This window comes from Microbispora triticiradicis, assembly GCF_005864065.1.
In the GTDB taxonomy this organism is placed as follows: domain Bacteria; phylum Actinomycetota; class Actinomycetes; order Streptosporangiales; family Streptosporangiaceae; genus Microbispora; species Microbispora triticiradicis.
The window spans coordinates 114,312-131,264 of the sequence record NZ_VANP01000016.1; the positions used below are offsets into that span (position 1 = coordinate 114,312).

15 protein-coding genes and 1 riboswitch are annotated in these 16,953 nt (G+C 72.5%); of the genes, 6 read left to right on the forward strand and 9 right to left on the reverse strand.

Translation table 11 applies throughout. The features are described 5' to 3' along the window. Positions 1 to 43: 43 nt before the first annotated feature. The 4 genes from FED44_RS30475 to FED44_RS30490 are packed head-to-tail and all read right to left on the reverse strand — an operon-like array spanning position 44 to position 2,909. Complete coding sequence (locus tag FED44_RS30475; protein WP_117409206.1) at positions 44 to 535, reverse strand: DUF5304 family protein; 492 nt, start codon at positions 533 to 535, stop codon at positions 44 to 46. Then, a complete protein-coding gene (locus FED44_RS30480) occupies positions 532 to 1,692 on the reverse strand; it encodes an ArsA family ATPase (protein WP_117409205.1) in 1,161 nt (386 codons plus the stop codon). The genes FED44_RS30475 and FED44_RS30480 overlap by 4 nt, the downstream gene beginning before the upstream one ends. Beyond that, positions 1,689 to 2,126: an SRPBCC family protein gene (locus FED44_RS30485; RefSeq protein ID WP_117409204.1), complete on the reverse strand. Its 438-nt coding sequence runs from the start codon at positions 2,124 to 2,126 to the stop codon at positions 1,689 to 1,691. The genes FED44_RS30480 and FED44_RS30485 overlap by 4 nt, the downstream gene beginning before the upstream one ends. Positions 2,127 to 2,141: 15 nt before the next feature. After that, positions 2,142 to 2,909: a metallophosphoesterase family protein gene (locus tag FED44_RS30490; protein ID WP_117409203.1), complete on the reverse strand. Its 768-nt coding sequence runs from the start codon at positions 2,907 to 2,909 to the stop codon at positions 2,142 to 2,144. 282 nt (positions 2,910 to 3,191) lie between these two features. On the opposite strand from FED44_RS30490, the gene FED44_RS30495 reads away from it, so the two are divergent. The 3 genes from FED44_RS30495 to FED44_RS30505 all read left to right on the forward strand — a co-directional run bounded on the left by FED44_RS30495 (position 3,192) and on the right by FED44_RS30505 (position 8,003). Then, positions 3,192 to 4,982 carry an AMP-dependent synthetase/ligase gene (locus FED44_RS30495; protein ID WP_138462848.1) on the forward strand — a complete coding sequence of 597 codons (1,791 nt, stop codon included), beginning with the start codon at positions 3,192 to 3,194 and terminating at the stop codon, positions 4,980 to 4,982. A gap of 577 nt (positions 4,983 to 5,559) precedes the next feature. Beyond that, entirely contained in the window at positions 5,560 to 6,459 is a 900-nt protein-coding gene (locus FED44_RS30500) for a manganese catalase (RefSeq protein WP_117409201.1), read from the forward strand. A gap of 125 nt (positions 6,460 to 6,584) precedes the next feature. Continuing rightward, positions 6,585 to 8,003: an Nramp family divalent metal transporter gene (locus FED44_RS30505; RefSeq protein WP_244302402.1), complete on the forward strand. Its 1,419-nt coding sequence runs from the start codon at positions 6,585 to 6,587 to the stop codon at positions 8,001 to 8,003. 173 nt (positions 8,004 to 8,176) lie between these two features. On the opposite strand, the gene FED44_RS30510 is transcribed toward FED44_RS30505, so the two are convergent. From FED44_RS30510 to FED44_RS30530, 5 genes are all read right to left on the reverse strand, one after another. Further along, a complete protein-coding gene (locus FED44_RS30510; RefSeq protein WP_138462849.1) occupies positions 8,177 to 9,286 on the reverse strand; it encodes a glycosyltransferase family 4 protein in 1,110 nt (369 codons plus the stop codon). A gap of 123 nt (positions 9,287 to 9,409) precedes the next feature. After that, positions 9,410 to 10,519, reverse strand: a complete 1,110-nt coding sequence (locus FED44_RS30515) for a hypothetical protein (protein ID WP_138462850.1) — start codon at positions 10,517 to 10,519, stop codon at positions 9,410 to 9,412. A gap of 77 nt (positions 10,520 to 10,596) precedes the next feature. Then, a complete protein-coding gene (locus FED44_RS30520) occupies positions 10,597 to 11,148 on the reverse strand; it encodes a C40 family peptidase (protein ID WP_244302403.1) in 552 nt (183 codons plus the stop codon). A gap of 70 nt (positions 11,149 to 11,218) precedes the next feature. After that, a riboswitch (cyclic di-AMP (ydaO/yuaA leader) is annotated at positions 11,219 to 11,379 on the reverse strand. Between the two features lie 308 nt (positions 11,380 to 11,687). Further along, positions 11,688 to 12,629: a C40 family peptidase gene (locus FED44_RS30525; protein ID WP_244302405.1), complete on the reverse strand. Its 942-nt coding sequence runs from the start codon at positions 12,627 to 12,629 to the stop codon at positions 11,688 to 11,690. Between the two features lie 153 nt (positions 12,630 to 12,782). Further along, a complete protein-coding gene (locus FED44_RS30530; protein WP_138462852.1) occupies positions 12,783 to 14,099 on the reverse strand; it encodes an NYN domain-containing protein in 1,317 nt (438 codons plus the stop codon). A gap of 298 nt (positions 14,100 to 14,397) precedes the next feature. Between FED44_RS30530 and FED44_RS30535 the strand changes: the two genes are divergently transcribed. The 3 genes from FED44_RS30535 (at position 14,398) to FED44_RS30545 (ending at position 16,853) form a co-directional block, all read left to right on the forward strand. Further along, on the forward strand, positions 14,398 to 14,982 hold the full coding sequence (locus FED44_RS30535) for a GNAT family N-acetyltransferase (protein WP_138462853.1): 585 nt from the start codon (positions 14,398 to 14,400) through the stop codon (positions 14,980 to 14,982). Positions 14,983 to 15,229: 247 nt separating this feature from the next. Beyond that, positions 15,230 to 16,111 carry a cellulose-binding domain-containing protein gene (locus tag FED44_RS37795; protein WP_244302406.1) on the forward strand — a complete coding sequence of 294 codons (882 nt, stop codon included), beginning with the start codon at positions 15,230 to 15,232 and terminating at the stop codon, positions 16,109 to 16,111. Then, on the forward strand, positions 16,008 to 16,853 hold the full coding sequence (locus tag FED44_RS30545) for a right-handed parallel beta-helix repeat-containing protein (protein ID WP_244302408.1): 846 nt from the start codon (positions 16,008 to 16,010) through the stop codon (positions 16,851 to 16,853). Before FED44_RS37795 ends, FED44_RS30545 begins: the two co-directional genes overlap by 104 nt. Positions 16,854 to 16,953: the final 100 nt, after the last annotated feature.

Consider the following 16,953-nt stretch of genomic DNA (forward strand, 5'->3'; position numbering starts at 1 on the left):
AGGGTTGTGGCAATTCCGCCGACGCGGGCCGTTTACAGCCCCGTCATGCGAGATCGATGTGCTCCACCGCAGGTTCACCGGACCGCCGCTCCCCGTCAGGCCGCGACCGGGGCGGCGACTGGGGTGACGACTGGGGCCGCTGCAGGGCGTCGACCGCCTCCCGGAACGCCGCGAAAAGTTCACCGCCGGCCGCCATCAGATGACCGGTGACGTCCCCGCCGGCCTCCCGGCGCGCCGCGATCACCCGGCACACCGGGCAGGCGCGGCAGACGTACTCGTCGTGGTCCTCCGACACGGCCTCGCTCCACACGTCGCCTGACCGGCCCGCGCCGCCGCTCGCGCCGCCGAAGGCGGACCCGATGCCGCTCGCGCCGGCGAAGGCGGACCCGATGCCGCTCACCCCGCCCTTCACCAGGCCCTTGCCGAACTCGCGGCCCATCCGCCGCTGCACGGCGTCGAGCAGCTTCATCGCCTCTTCCGCCGCCGACCCGACCGGGTCCTGACGGCGGGCGGTGCTCTCGTTCGAATCCGTCATCTCGCCCCTCCTGTCTCGAACCGTACCCGGAGCCGGCCGTCCCGGAGCGCGGCCGAGGAGATCTCCCGTCTGGCCAGGGCCGCGGGAAGGGCGATGACGCGCCGGTGGGAACCGGCGGTGACGATGAGCTCGTCGCCCTTGCGGGCGAGGTCGAGGTCGTCGCGGTCGGCGAGCGGCAGGCTGAGCGACAGCTCGTCGGCGGAGATCCGCAGCGGGGGTTCCACGCCGGGGCGGGCGAACGGGTCGCGGTCCCGGTACAGCTCCTCGCCGACCCGCGCGAGCGCGTCGGTCCCGACGGGCTCGCCCGGAAGATAGGGAACGGTCAGGACGGGCAGCGGCGCGAACGACTCGTGCACGCCGGCGAGCTGCCTGGCCTGGGCCTCCACCCAGCTCCGCCGCCACTCGTCGGCGCCCTCGGCCGGGAAGACCCGGTTGGCGATCACCGCGTCGACGCGGTAGCCGTACAGGCTGAGCGAGGTGAGCGTGCGGCGGGCCTCCGCGACGACCACGGCCTCGGGGGTGAGGACGAGCCGCACGGACGCGTCGTCGCCGGCGAGCAGCGCCCGCACCTCCAGCAGGCCCCGGTGCAGCCGCTCGCCCGCCGAGATGACCTCGGCCTGGGGCACGCTCACCTTCGCGACGTGCCGGATGACCGGCGACAGCGCCCCGAGCAGCCGCCGTCCCGCCGGAAGCAGCCGGTTGACGTGCCAGTCGAGCGCCTCGGGCAGGGCCAGCAGGCGCAGCGTCTCGGCCGTCGGCGCGCAGTCGACGACGATCACGTCCCACCGGCCGGAACGGGCCTGCTCGCGCAGTTCGAGCAGCGCGATGACCTCCTCGGCGCCCGGCAGGACCGTGATCTCCTCGGAGGTGACCTCGTCGAGGCCGAGTTCCGCCAGGACGTCGCGGGCGTAGTCGCGTAACTCGCCCCAGTGCCGCTCCAGCGACCTCTGGGTGTCCACCTGCTGCAGGTGCAGGCCGGGCGCCGCCTCGACCGGGGCGTCCGAAGGCGGCACGCCCAGCGCGTCGGCGAGCGAGTGCGCGGTGTCGGTGGAGACCACGAGCGTCTTGAGCCCGCGACCGGCGGCGAGCGTGGCGGTCGCGGCGGCCACGGTGGTCTTGCCGACCCCGCCCTTCCCCGTGAAGAGGAGGACCCTCATCGGCCCTCGACGCGCCGCTTGAGCCCCTTCAGCGCGGTGTCGACGATGACCTTCTCGGCCTTGCGCTTGATCATGCCGATCATGGGGACCTTCAGGTCCACGGCGAGGTCGTAGGTGACCTCGGTGCCGCCGCCGTTCTCGGTCAGGCGGTAGCTGCCGGTCAGACCCGAGACCATCCGGCCGGCGTCCACGATCCGCCAGCTCACGCCCGCGTCGTCGGTCCAGTCGTAGCCGAGGACGTACTCGTCACTGATCACGCCCGCGTCGAGGACGAAACGGACCCTGGTGGCGCGGCCGTCCTCGCCCGTCTCCAGCACCTCCGCCGCCTTCACCTGACCCGCCCACTGCGGGTACGCGGGGAAGTCGGCGATGACGGCCATGATTGTCGACCGGCCGGCGCCGATCGTGATGCTCGACGAAGTGCGATCAGCCATGTGGCCAACCGTACTTCACCATTCCAAGGCGAAAGGCGTGCCACGGCCGCGGAAATGGCCGACGTTGACACACTCCGTACGGCCGACCCGGGCCCGCCCGGCGAGCGGCTGGTGCACGTGACCGAACAGCGCGAACCGCGGCTGCGTCCTCCTGATCGCCTCCAGCGTGGCCTCGCTCCCCCGTTCGAACCGCCGGGCGACCACGTCGTAGAGCAGTTCGGGGATGGCCGGCGGGATGTGGCAGCACAGCACGTCCACCTCGCCGACGGCCTCGACCTTGCGCGCGAACTCCTCGTCGTCGATCTCGTTCGGCGTGCGGTACCGCGTGCGCAGGCCGCCGCCGACGAACCCGAACCGCAGCCCGCCGATCTCCACGACCTCCCCGTCCAGGACCCGCTGCCCCGGGCGCAGGTGGTCGGCCCCCAGGCGCGGCAGGTCCACGTTGCCGTACGTGAGGTAGGCCGGTGTCGGCATGGCCGAGAAGATCTGCTCGTACTGACGGCGGGCCGCCGTCTCGATGTGCTCCCGGGGGTCGCCGCCGAGCGCCGCCCACAGCCCCGCCGACATCGCCCGCGCCTCGTCGAAGCGCCCGGCCGTGCGCAGCCCCACGTACTCGGTCGCCTTCTCCGCGCCGAACAGTTCGGGGAAGATGCCCTGGGAGTGGTCGGCGTAGTCGACGAAGAGGAGCAGGTCGCCGAGGCAGACGAGCGCGTCGGCCCCGTCGCCCGCGCGGGCGAGCGCGTCGGCCCGGCCGTGGACGTCGCTGACGACGTGGATTCGCATGACGAGATGATAACGGCGGCTTTACCGGGCGCCGCCGAGGTCACGGAAAGGTGTCCGGCCCGCCGCGCCGGGGACACTGTCAGTAACCCTGATAGCGTCGTTTTCGATCCGGATGTCGTTCGCCACGACGCCCGGACGACGCCCTGGATAACGCCTGGGTGACGGATCTACCCCTGCGTAACTTCGGACGGTAGCGTCCAGTGAGACCCAAAGAGTGATGGTCCGCACGCGGTCCCGGCGCTGTCCGGCGGAGGCCGCGGGGCCGTGCGCGAAGGAGTGACCGTGCGCGAGTTCAGCGTTCCCGTGCTGGTGGACGTGCCTCCGTCCGCGAACTGCACCGACGTGGTGTTCCAGCGCGGCGTGGACGAGCCGGACGCCGTCGTGATCCGCCGCAAGGACGACGGGGCGGCGGCGGACGCGCCGTGGACGCCGGTGACCGCCGCGCAGTTCAGGAACCAGGTCGCGGCCGTCGCGAAGGGCCTGATCGCCTCCGGGATCGAGCCCGGCGACCGCGTCGCGCTGATGTCGCGCACCCGCTACGAGTGGACGGTCGCCGACTACGCGATCTGGGCGGCAGGCGCGGTCGGGGTGCCCGTCTACGAGACCTCCTCCGCCGACCAGGTGAAGTGGATCCTGACCGACAGCGGGGCCAAGGCCGCGATCGTGGAGACGGCCGCGCACGAGGAGACCGTACGCGAGGCCGTGCCCGCGCTGCCGTCGCTGTGGCGGATCGACGGCGGCGCGTTCGCCGAACTGGAGCGCCTCGGGGCCGAGGTGGACGACGACGCGCTGGCCGAGCGCAGGGCGAGCCGGGGCGGCCGGGACCTCGCCACGATCATCTACACCTCCGGCACGACCGGCATGCCCAAGGGCTGCCGCCTCACCCACGACAACCTGCTCTTCACCGCCCGCAACGTCTCGCAGGGGCCGCTGGAGGCGCTGTTCGACGTGCGGGGACGGGCGGCCCTGCTGTTCCTGCCACTGGCGCACAGCTTCGCCCGGCTGATCGAGATCGTCCTGATCGAGACCGGCACCGTGCTCGCGCACAGCCCGAACATGAAGAACGTCGCCCCCGACCTGCGGGAGTTCAAGCCGACGTTCCTGCTCGGCGTGCCCCGGGTGTTCGAGAAGGTCTACAACGCCGCCGAGCAGAAGGCCGTGAACGAGGGCAAGGGCAAGATCTTCCACGCCGCCGTACGGGCCGCCGTGGAGTGGAGCAAGGCGGAAAGCTCCGGCGGGGCCGGTCTCGGCGTGCGGCTGAAGCACGCGGTCTTCGACCGGCTCGTGTACGGCAAGCTGCGGGCGGCGACGGGCGGCGCGCTGACGGCGGCGGTCTCCGGGGGTTCGGCCCTCGGCGAGCGGCTCGGCCACTTCTTCCGCGGCGTGGGCATCGAGGTCTTCGAGGGCTGGGGGCTCACCGAGACCAGCGCGCCGTCGACGGTCAACATCCCGGGCGCCAACAAGATCGGCACGGTCGGCAAGCCGTTCCCCGGGGTGAGCATCCGCATCGCCGACGACGGCGAGGTCCTGGTGAAGGGCCGCCATGTCTTCGACGGCTACTGGAACAACGAGCGCGCCACCAAGGAGACCATCGACCCGGAGGGCTGGTTCCACACCGGGGACATCGGCAGCCTCGACGACGACGGCTACCTGCGCATCACCGGGCGCAAGAAGGAGATCCTGGTCACGGCGGGCGGCAAGAACGTGGCGCCGGCGCCGCTGGAGGACGCCATCCGGGCGCACCGCCTGGTCAGCCAGGTCATGGTGGTCGGCGACGACAAGCCGTTCGTCGGGGCGCTGGTGACGCTCGACCCCGAGGCCCTGGAGCAGTGGAAGCAGGCCAACGGGAAGAGCGAGGTCCCGACCACCGACCCGGAAATCCTCGCCGAGGTGCAGCAGGCCGTGGACGGCGCCAACCGGATGGTCTCCAAGGCCGAGCAGATCAAGAAGTTCGTGATCCTCGACACCGACCTCACCGAGGAGAGCGGCCACCTGACCCCCTCGCTGAAGGTCAAGCGCAACCTCGTCATGCGCGACTTCGCCAAGCAGATCGACGAACTCTACGCCCACTGACAGGCCCCCGAGCGCTGCTGACAGGCGCCACCGACAGGCGCCACTGACAGCGGCGCCCGCGCCACCGTGCCCCGGCGGATGCCCTCTACTCGGCCCGCCGGGGCGAGTCCGCGCCCGCCGAACCGCCGGGGCCGCCTCCGCACACCCTTACCCGCCGCGTCCGCGCGCGCGGACCCGCCCGGACCGCGTCCGCGTACGTCGGCGTCGACCTGCCGGGCCCGCCTCCGCGCGCCCTGGGCCGCCGGGACCGTGTCCGCGTACGTCGGCAGTCGACCTACCGGAGCCTCGTTCACGCGCCCTGGGCCGGCGCCGCACGCCTGCGGTCCCCCGAAGCCGGCGTGCCCGTGAAGCCGCTGACAGGCCGGTGTGAGCCGGTGTGAGTAGGCAATAGGTGGCACCTGCCCAACCATTGGTCCTTCGTTAGGTGTCGCTCCTGCTGTCCCGTTGCGGCCCGTGTTGGGATTTATGCGTGACCCCCCGGCCCATCGCACCAACAACCCACCGCACCAGCGGGGTCGCGCGCCCTTAACCCATGTAAGGCCTGCGGCTCCCTGCGATTTCCGACGCGAGGAGTCATATGTTCCGGCACACCCGGCACCTCCAGTTCGAGGCCAAGCCCGAAAAGCCCGACCCGGTGTACGCGCGCAAGCTCCAGGAACTGATCGGGGGCGCGTTCGGCGAGATGACGGTCACGATGCAGTACCTGTTCCAGGGCTGGAACTGCCGGATGCCCGGCAAGTACAAGGACCTGATCATGGATATCGCGACCGAGGAGATCGGGCACGTCGAGATGCTCGCCACGATGGTCGCGCGCCTGCTGGAAGGCGCGCCCGCGACGGCGGTCACGAAGATGGCGACCGCCGACCCGGTGGTCGGCGCGGTGCTGGGCGGGATGGACCCCCAGCAGGCCATCGTGGCCGGGGGCGGGCCGCTGCCCGCCGACGCCAACGGGTATCCCTGGAACGGCCGCTACATCGTGGCGAGCGGCAACCTGCTGGCCGACTTCCGGGCCAACGTCGCGGCCGAGGCGCACGGCCGGCTGCAGACCGCCCGGCTCTACCACATGACCGACGACCCCGGCGTCAAGGACATGCTGAAGTTCAACCTCGCCCGCGACACCCTGCACCAGAACCTGTGGCTGAAGGCCATCGAGGAACTCCAGTCGGACGGCCTGGAGGACGTCGTCGTGCCCGACGACCTGTTCGACGAGGAGCACGCCGAGCACGCGGAGACGATCTGGGACCTCTCCGACGGCATCGAGGCGCAGGCGGGCGGCTGGGCGAGCGGGCCGCAGCCCGACGGCCGCCACCAGTTCTCGTATCTCCTCAACCCCGAACCGCTCGGCGGGCTCGCCCAGGCCCCGCCGCCCGACCCGAAGCTGTACGACACCTACGACGGCAGCATGGGCGAGCCCCAGGGCCCCGCCCTCGGCACCGAGGTCGGCCCCATGGGCAAGCTCAAGGACAAGCTCACCTGAAGCCCCGGGCCGCTCCCGCCCGGCCTCCCGGCGGACCCGCCAGAACCGCCTTCCGCCCGTCCCGGCGCGACGCCGGGACGGGTGAGCGTCGCCACCGTCCAAACCTCTCCTCAGCGAGGCTTCCCTTGCCCGACCACCGCCGCAGCACGCCCATGCCCGCTCCCGCTCCCGCGTCGATGCCCGGGTCCGGGTCAGGGTCCGTACAGACCGTCTCCGCCGTAACGGCGGCGGGACGGCCGCCGTCGCCGGGACGCCTGGCGCGGCTGGCCGGTCTGTGCGGTCCCGCGTTCGTCGTCGCCGTGGCGTACGTCGACCCCGGCAACTTCGCGACCAACATGTCCGGCGGGGCGCGCTACGGGACCATGCTGCTCTGGGTGATCGCCGTCGCGAACGTGCTGGCCATGTTCGTGCAGGCGCTGTCGGCCAAGCTCGGCATCGCCACCGGCCGCAACCTTCCCGAACTGTGCCGCGACCACCTGCCGCGGGCGGTGAGCCTGCTGTTGTGGGCGCAGGCCGAGATGGTCGCGGTCGCCACCGACCTGGCCGAGTTCATCGGCGGGGCGGTCGCGCTGAACCTGCTGTTCGGCGTGCCGCTGCTGCCCGCCGCCGCGATCACCGCGCTGGTCTCCTCGCTGCTGCTCCTGATGGCGCCGCGGGGACGCCGCCGGTTCGAGGTGACCGTGGCGGTGATGCTCGCCGTGGTGCTGGCCGGTTTCGCCTACCAGGTGATGCTGTCGGGGTCCCTCGCGGGCGTGGCGGGCGGCTTCGTGCCCCGCCTCGCCGGGCCGGACAGCCTGCTGCTGGCGACCGGGATCGTCGGAGCGACCGTCATGCCGCACGTCGTCTACCTGCACTCCGCACTGACCCAGCACCAGGGAAGAGCTCTCGCACAGCACCACGGGCCCGTCACACAACACCACGGGCCCGTCACACAACACCACGGGGCTCGCACCGAGCGGCCCCGAGCCCTCGCCCGGAACCGCGGTGCCTGGGACCCGCGCCGGGCGGCCCTCCAGGCCAGCCGCGTAGACATCGCCGTCGCGCTCGGCACGGCGGGGCTGGTGAACATGGCGATGCTCACCGTCGCCGCCGCGACCTTCGACGGGAGCGATCTCGCGGGGCTGGAGGCCGTCCACGCCGGGCTCGGCGAGATCCTCGGCCCCGGGGCGGCGGTGGCTTTCGCGCTCGCCCTGCTCGCCTCCGGCCTGGCCTCCTCCAGCGTCGGCACGTACGCCGGGCAGGTGATCATGGCGGGCTTCCTGCGCCGCCGCGTGCCGCTCCTGGCGCGCCGCCTGGTCACGGTCCTTCCGGCCATGGCGATCCTGGCCGTGGGGATGGACCCCACCCGTGCGCTCGTCCTGAGTCAGGTCGCGCTGTCCTTCGGCATCCCGTTCGCCCTGGTCCCGCTCGTCGTGTTCACCGCCCGCCGCGCCCTCATGGGCGATCTGGTCAACCGCCGGGCGACCACCGCCGCCGGTGTCGCCGTCGCCGCCGTGATCAGCGCGCTGAACGGGTTCCTGCTGGTGGAGGTCTTCACCGGCTGAGGGCTCCCCCGCCCGACAGCCCCGGTCGCAGGCCGCACTCACCGGCCGCGAACACGAACCACCGACACGAACCACCGGCACGAACCACGGACACGCGCACGGACCCCGCCGACCCTCACCGGCCGCGGGTGGCCGTCGCGGCGGCTCTCACACCGGGCTTCTCAAGGGGCCTGTCACAGCAGCGCGGCGAACCGGGCCGCGACGCGTTCCCAGCCCCACTCCTCCTCGATCCAGGCCCGGCCCCGCTCACCCATCGCGCGGGCGCGGGCCGGGTCGGACAGCAGGTCGCACAGCGCGCCGGCCACCGCCGTGTGCGACCTTCCGTCGACCACCAGGCCGGTCTCGCCGTGCAGTACGGCGTCGGGGGCGCCTCCCGAGGAACCGGCGACCACCGGCAGCCCGGTCGCCGACGCCTCCAGGTAGACGATGCCGAGCCCTTCGGCGTCAAGCCCTCCGAACCTGCTGCGGCACGGCATGGCGAACACGTCCCCTGCGTCGTAGTGGGCCGGGAGATCGGCCCACGGGACCGACCCGGTGATCACCACCGACCCGCGCGGCCCGGCGCCGGCGACCGCCCGCTCCAGCGACCGCCGCGAAGGCCCCCCGCCGACCAGCAGCAGCACCGCTCCGGGCACCCGGCGCAGGACGTGCGGCCAGGCCCGCAGCAGGACGTCCTGCCCCTTGCGAGGCACCAGCCGGGAGACGCAGACGACCACCGGCCGGTCTCCCAGGCCGAGCGCCGCCCGGACCCGCCCGCCGCCCGCGCCGGGACGGAAGGCGCCGGTGTCCACGCCCGGAGCGAGCCGTACGAGCCGGGGCGCCGGGATCACCGGGGCGAGCAGACCGCGGGTGTACTCGCCGAGGTAGGTCACGACGTCGGCGCCCGTCCCGATCCGGCGCAGCACGCCGCGGGCACCGGGCAGTCGCGCCCAGGACGCCTCGTGCCCGTGCGTCAGCATGACGATCCGCGCCGCGCCGGCGGCACGCAGGGCGGGAGCGAGCAGGCCGAGCGGCGCGGCGGCGCCGAAGACGACGGTGGCGCCGTCCTCGACCAGCGCCGCAGCCCTGCCCGCCACCGCGCGCGTCGGCAGCATGAGGGTCGAGGGATGACGGACCACCTCGTACGGCTGGCGGGCGTCGAACTCCTCACACCCCTTCCACCGCGGCGCGTACACGACGACCGAGCCGGGCGGCCTGCGGGAGGCGAGGCCGTGCACGAACGCCTGGATGCCTCCCGGTCTGGGCGGGAAGTCGTTCGTGACGATCAACGTCCTGTTCGCCATCCTCACCCCCGGTATCGGCGCGGCGGACGGTCCACGGCCACGCGGCCCGCCCGAGATCGCATTCTCGCAGGCCCCTTCCGCCGCTCGCCCGCCCCGGAACCAGGACCGGAATCAGGGCCGTGATCAGGACCGGGCCAGCTCGGCCCGTACGGAGGACCGCCAGAGGCGGGTCAGCTCGGCGGTGGTCAGCCCGAGGACGTTCCGCAGCGCGGCGTCGGCGTCCTCGCGCAGCGCGGCGCGGTAGAGAGCGACCAGCCTCCGCTCGCCGAAGCGGGCGGCGATGTAACGGCAGGCCAGCCAGGCCTCCTCGTACGCCTGGGCGGGCCTGGCGGCGAAGTCGGCGGGTTCCGGCAGGCGGGCCAGGGGCGCCCCGGCCGCCGCGCCGGCCCCGGTACCGGCCCCAGTACCGGCCCCGGTACCGGCCCCAGTACCGGCATCGGTACCGGCATCGGTACCGGCATCGGTACCGGCATCGGTACCGGGCGTAGTACCGGCCTCGGTGCCGGCCTGCGGGGCGCCTTCCGCTCCGGCTCCGCCGCCGGCCCGCGGGTCGGCGGCCAGCTCCGCGGCGAGTTCGGCCGCGACCACATGAACGGGCAGGCCGCTGTCGAGGTAACCCACGTAGTCGGCGAAGCCCTCCAGGAGCCACATCGGCACCGCGCGGGGCCCGGAGGCCGCGACGTGCGTGAGCTCGTGGGTCACGACGACCTGGCGGCCGATCGCGGACAGGCGGGCGAACGCGGCGGGCTGCACGATCACCCGGTCACCGGTCGCGACGGCCGCCAGGCCGCCGACCACCGCGGGGGCGGCCAGGACGGCCGCCTGCTCCTCCGTGCGGGGCACGAGGATCACCGCGCCGCCGTGCTCTCCCCAGACCCTCGTGACCGTGCGGTCGGCCCGGCCGGCCAGCCGGGCGACCTCGGCGACCAGCCTTCGCGGCGCGCCGACGACGACGGCGCGCTCGCCGCGGGCGACGGAGGCCCCCGTCCACATGCCGGGCTGCTCGCGCACGGCGGCACGGGCCTGGGACAGCAGGGGCGACAGGGGGTCGGGCGGCGCGGCGGCGGCCGTACCGGCCAGCAGCGCGGCCAGCACGACGGCCACGGACGCCGACCGTCCGCCGCGCGTTCTCACCGGGCCCTCGGCGCTCGCGAGGGCCTGCCGTACGGGATGGGCGGGCGCGGCGCCGGCGGGACCGAGGCCATGGGGAGCATCGTAACGAGGGAACGCCACGGCTCCGCCCACCTGTGAGAGGGGACGGAGCCGTGGAGCGGTGCCGGCGACGACGGGCTCGGCACCGGGGGGACGGATCAGGCGCCGGGGCGTACGGCGCCCACGAAGGTCGCCCTGCGGTAGGAGTCGAGCCTGTCGATCCTGACCCGCGTGCCGCTGTGCGGGGCGTGGATCATCCTGCCGTGCCCGACGTACATGCCGACGTGGCCGCCGCCGCTGGTGAAGATGAGGTCGCCGGGCTTGAAGTGGCCCCAGGACACCTTCGTCCGCACGGCGCTGCGGATGGACCACGTCGTGCGCGGCAGCCGTACGCCGGCCTTGCGCCAGGCGTAGGTGACCAGGCCCGAGCAGTCGAACGAGCCGGGACCGCTGGCCCCGTAGCGGTAGGGGTCGCCGATGTGCTTCCTCGCGGTCCTGACCGCTCGCTGCGCCTTGGCCAGCTGGAGCGCGGCCCGGCTGAGCTTCTTCCGCTTGGCCGCCGCCTTCTTCGTGGACTTCTTCGTGGCCTTCTTGGCCGCCGCGGTGGTGGCGGACCTCGTGTTCGTCTGCGTGGTCACCTTGATGACCGTGACCGTCACCGGGTCTGCCGACGCCGGCTGCGCACCGGCGACTCCCACGGATGCCGTCAAAGCGGCACCTCCGAGGGCAATTCGGGCAAGACGGGACAGGCTAGCGGGGGTGGTAGACAGGATCTCTCCTTGGATCTTCCGCGTACGCCTACCGGGTTAGCTGACGGGTTCGGGCGGGGAAGTCGCCCTACGGCGCGTGGACGCGCCGATTCACCCCGGACCTTCGGGAGGAAGGTCGATGGTTCCCCGGCTCCGTGCCTCCTGACTGCACGGACTCGGCAGGTCGTCGGCGCCCGGAAATCCCCTGGGGGGAGCAAGTAGACGGACGGCGCCGGCGACGGTGGATGACGCGGGCCCGGCCGGCCGGACCGGGCTCGCCGCGGCGAGGCGTGCTCACCGCGGCCCAGAAGCTACCCAGATCAGGCGGCTCCCGGCAAAGCCATCCCGGCGCATAAAGATCGGATAACGACGGCCGCGCGCGAGAAACCGCAGCTTACCCACGTCACAAAAGACCATGTGTGACTCTGCTCACATCAGCCATCGCAATGTCCAAATAAGGCACTTAGCTCACAGCCGGAACAAAGATCACATCGCGGGCTTCAGGGGCGGACGGCGCCGATCGCGTGGTAGTCCGCCAGTGTGACAATCTTCACAACGTCGCCGGTCTGCGGGGCGTGGACGACCTTGCCGTCACCCGCGTACAGGCCCACGTGGCCGTAGCCCGCGTGGAAGAGCAGATCTCCCGCCTGGAGCGCGTCGAGCGACACGCGGCGGCTCGCGCCCCACGCCCACTGCTCGTAGCTCGTACGCGGCAGGCTGACCCCTCCCGCCGCCCAGGAGGCCTGGACGAGGCCGGAGCAGTCCCAGGAGTCCGGCCCGCTGCCCCCGTAGCGGTACGGCTTGCCGACCTGCTTGTAGGCGAACTGGAGCGCCGACAGGGCGTTGCCCGACGCCGGGCCCTTGTAGGCGACGCCCGCGCTGTTGGGGTTGCCGGGGTTGTAGGTACCGAGCGAGCGGAGCAGCTTCATCTGCTCGTTGACGAGCTTGTCGACCTTCTTCTTCTCGTCGGCGAGCTCGCCCCTGACCTTGGTGGCCTCGGCGTAGACGGTCTTCGTCTCGTCCCGCCGGTCCTTGAGGCCCTGGATCGCGCCCTCGTACTGCTGGAGCCGCCCGATGCGCTCGGCGGAGATGTGGTTGTACGTGGCGAGACCGCTGAGCATGGTGTCGGGATCGGGGTTGTAGAAGACGCCCCACGTCCCGATGCCGCCCACCTGGTAGCTGCTGACCGCCATCGTCACCAGCCCCGAGCGCAGCGCCTCGACCCGCGCGTTCTGCTTCTTGTAGTCGTCGTTCAGCGCCAGGTACTTCTTCCTGGCCGACTTCCACTTCTCACTGGCCGCGTTGTAGCGGTCCACGAGCTTGTCCGCCTGCGAGTTCAGCCGGTTCAGCTTCGCCTTGGCCTGGGCGAGGGTGGGCTTTGGATCGGCCTGCGCGCCCGTCAGCGGCGTCAGCAGGACCACGGCGGCCAAAACGGCGGCCACCGGCACACGCCCTTGCACTCGGGCCCCCTCGGGATCAACGAAACCTGCGGCGCGACTCTATCTAGGCGATCTTGACGCTTCAACCTATTCGCAGCTATTCGCGGCAGTCATCACTCACCGGATCGGCTCTCGTACGGAGCGTGCCGGACGGGATCAGCCGCGGCCGAGACGCCGCAGCAGCAGGAGCGAGGGCACCGGCCGGGCGCCCATGCGGCGCACGGACTCGGCCACCTCGCGGTCGGAGGAGACGACCGCGATGCCGCGCCCCGGCGGCTCGGCGCGCACGAGCGTGCGGATCAGGTCGTCGGCGATCTCGCCGGGCGCGCTGAACATCACCCGCACCCCGCGCGGCGCGGAGACCTGCACGGGCCCGTTCAGCTCGGCGCCGTCGAAGACGCACGTCACCTCCACGCGCGCCTGCACGGCGAGGCCGCCCAGCCCGGTGAGCAGGCGGGCGCGCTGGTCGGCGAGGGTCAGCGACGGATAGCCGGTCTTGGTCACGTTGTAGCCGTCGACGATCAGGTGCAGGTTGGGGAGGGCGAGGAGCTGGTCGAGGAGCTGGGGGTCGTCGTTCGCCAGCGCCCGCGCGGGCACCGCCGTCACGCCGGGCTCGCCCGGCACGACCGCGCTCACGTAGTCGGCCGGTCTGTTGATGGTGGTCGGCAGGCCGAGCTCCTTGCGCAGCCCCGCGGCCGCGTCCTGCAGGGCGTCCAGCAGCACCCGTACGCGCGCGTCCTCCATGCTGCGGCCCTCGCGGGCGGCGCGGCGGTTGGCCTCCAGCTGGCGCTCGGTGTCCGCCAGGCGCTCCCTGAGCCTGCGCAGCTCGGTCTCCGCCGCGCCGTTGGCGCTCGCCGACCTGGCTCGCGCCTCGGCCGTCTCGGCCTCCAGCTCGGCCGCCCTGGCCTCGGCCGCCTTGACCCGCTCACGCGCGTCGTGCAGCTTGCGTCTCAGGTCGGAGTTCTCCGCGCGGGCCGCCTTGAGCTGCTCGCGAACCCGGTCGATCTCCTCCTTGGCGGACGCGCGCTGCGCCGCGAGCTGCTCACGCAGCCGCGTCTCCGCCTGCTCCCGCTGCGTACCCGCCGCGGCCGACTGCTCCAGGTCGGCCCGCGCCTGCTCGACCAGGTCCGGCCAGCCGGGCGGCCGGGTCAGATAGGCCGCCGCCGCGACCAGCACCGGCTCGGCCGCCGGCGGCACCGTCCCCTCGGCGAGACTCGCCACCAGCTCGGGCCAGGCCGCCTCCAGCGCCTCGGCGACCTGCTCGCGGAACTCCTTGTCGTTCTCCAGCTGGGCCGCGATCGGGGCGCTGCCCAGGCGGGCGCGCTTGCGCGGGTCGAACCTGGCGATGCCGCGCAGCGGCGGCGGCACGGACGCGGCGGGCATCGTGCCCAGCACCTGCGCCGCGACCTCCACCACGTGTAAGCGGACCTGCTCCGGCAACGGACGAGAGAGGCCTTCTCCGGCTGAACTCATCTCGTCGCTCCTCGGCCGTGTCCTGCAGACCTGTCGCCGGCCGGGATCGCCCGGCGGCGCCTCGCGGTGCTGTCGCCCCCGGGTGTGAGAATCCGGGACCGGGCTCCACGAGGCGAGGCCTCGCGACGCGCCGGTCCGGCGCCCCTCACGCGGCAAGATCTGCGAGACAGTCCTCTGTTCTTGTCCTTCTTCAAGGGTACGGCCGTCGCACCGTGTCCATGTCCTGTTCATGATCTGTCACCGGGCCGGGCGGCGGTCCGCTGGCGCGTGCCGCGGTCCGGTCCGTACGCTCGTCGGCGTGTTCACCCCGCCCTACCCGATCGTCACCCCCCGGCTGGTCCTGCGTCCCTTCACGGAGGCGGACCTCGACGACCTGCACGCCTTCCACTCGCTTCCCGAGGTCACGCGTTACCTCTACTGGGACGCCCGTACGCGGGAGGAGACGAAGGCGGCGCTCGACCGGAAGATCGCCTGCGCGGGTCTCGGCGCGGACGGCGACGCGCTCAGCGTGGCCGCCGCGCTGAGCGGCGGAGGGCCGGTGATCGGTGACCTCACGTTGTTCCTGCGCAGCCGGGAGCACCGCCAGGGCGAGATCGGCTTCGTCTTCAACCCGGCCTGCCAGGGCCGGGGCCTCGCGACGGAGGCGGCCCGGGAGATTCTCCGCATCGGGTTCGAGGGCCTCGGGCTGCACCGGATCCACGGCAACTGCGACGCGCGCAACACCTCGTCCGCCCGGTTGATGGAACGGCTCGGCATGCGCCTGGAGGCCCGTCTGGTCGAGAACGAGTTCTTCGCCGGCGCGTGGAGCGACGAACTGATCTACGGGATGCTGGCGCGCGAGTGGCGGGCGTCCCCCGCCGCCTCCCCCGTGCCCGGAGCCTGACGCGCGGCCGCCCGCCTTCGGCCCGGGCGGGCGGGCGGGAAATGAAAGAACGGGCCGCTCGTTTCAGGCGTTCCCGCAGCACACTGCGCGGAATAAGTTTGACGCGTTGACTAACTCCCCGGTGAAACTTACGGTACGGGCACTTCGAACGCGGCTCCGCGGCGGCGGGGGGCCGACCGGCCGTCGCCGGCCGGGGCGGGCATCTCCCGGGCCTCGACACGGCGTCACACGTCACTGAGGAGATTCGATGCGCCCCACCATCCCCCGGGCCCGTGTGGCTCGCCTGGCCGCCGGGGCGGCGGCGGTCACCTTCGCCGCGGCGGCGCTGGTCGCCACGGCGCCCGCCCAGGCCGCGACCGGTTGCGCCGTGACCTACACCGCCGGCGAGTGGTGGCACGGGTTCAGCGCGAGCATCACGATCCAGAACTCGGGCAGCGCGATCAACGGCTGGACCCTCGGGTTCGCCTTCCTCGACCCCGGCCAGAAGGTCGACGTCGGCTGGTCGGCCACCTACAGCCAGAGCGGGCAGAACGTCACCGCCACGAACGTGGACTACAACGCCGCCATCGCCACCGGCGACTCGGTGATGATCGGCTTCAACGGCACCTGGTCCGGCGCCAACCCCAACCCGACCTCGTTCACCCTGAACGGCGTCACCTGCACCACCATCAAGGTCAGCCCGAGCGCGACCCCCACGCGCACCCCCCAGGCCACCCCCACATGGACGCCGTCGTCGACCCCGACGTCGACGCCCACCTCGACCCCCACGTCGACTCCGACGTCCACGCCCACGGGGCCGTCCGGCTCCGCGCTGTACGTGTCGCCGAGCGGCTCCGCCGGCGCGTCCGGGACGATCTCGGACCCGACGACGCTCGCTTCGGCGATCACCCGCGTCCCCGCCGGCGGGACGATCTACCTGCGCGGCGGGACGTACAACCTCTCGCAGACGGTCACCATCGCGGGGGGGGAACAACGGCACGTCGAGCGCCCGCAAGAAGCTGTCCGCCTACCCCGGCGAGACCCCGGTGCTGAACTTCTCGGCGCAGAGCCAGTCCTCGTCGAACCGGGGACTCGCCCTGAACGGGTCGTACTGGCACGTCTACGGGATCGTCGTCCAGCGCGCTGGTGACAACGGGATCTACGTCGGCGGCAGCAACAACATCATCGAGCGCACGGTGACGCGGTTCAACCGGGACACCGGACTGCAGCTCGGCCGGATCGCCTCCGACACCCCCCGCGCCCAGTGGCCGTCCAACAACCTCGTGGTGAGCTCGGAGTCGCACGACAACGCCGACTCCGACGGCGAGGACGCCGACGGCTTCGCCGCGAAGCTCACCGTCGGCAACGGCAACGTCTTCCGCTACGACGTGTCCCACAACAACATCGACGACGGCTGGGACCTCTACACCAAGACGGACACCGGAGCCATCGGGCCGGTCACCATCGAGGACTCGCTGGCCTACAACAACGGCACCCTCACCGACGGCAGCCAGGCCGGCAACGGCGACCGCAACGGCTACAAGCTCGGCGGCGAGGACATCGGGGTCAACCACGTCATCCGCCGCAACATCGCCTATCACAACGGCCACCACGGGTTCACCTACAACCGCAACCCCGGCACGATGACGATCTCGGACAACGTCGGCGTCGACAACGCCGAACGCAACTACTCCTTCGACGCGGGCACCTCGGTGTTCCGCAACAACACCTCGTGCCGCAGCGGCAGCGGATCGAACGACAAGATCGTCGGCAACTCCGACAGCTCGAACCAGTTCTGGTCCGGCTCGAACGGGTCCCGCTGCTCCTCCTACCGGGGCGCCCCGCGCTGGTCCTTCGCCTCCGACGGCCGCCTCGTCGTGACCTTCGGCTAGCCCCATCCGGCTAGCCCCCTCCCGGGGCGGTCCGGCCAGGCGGACCGGACGGCCGGACCGCCCCGAGGCCCGCTCCCGCACCGCCCGGGAGGGCAAATGT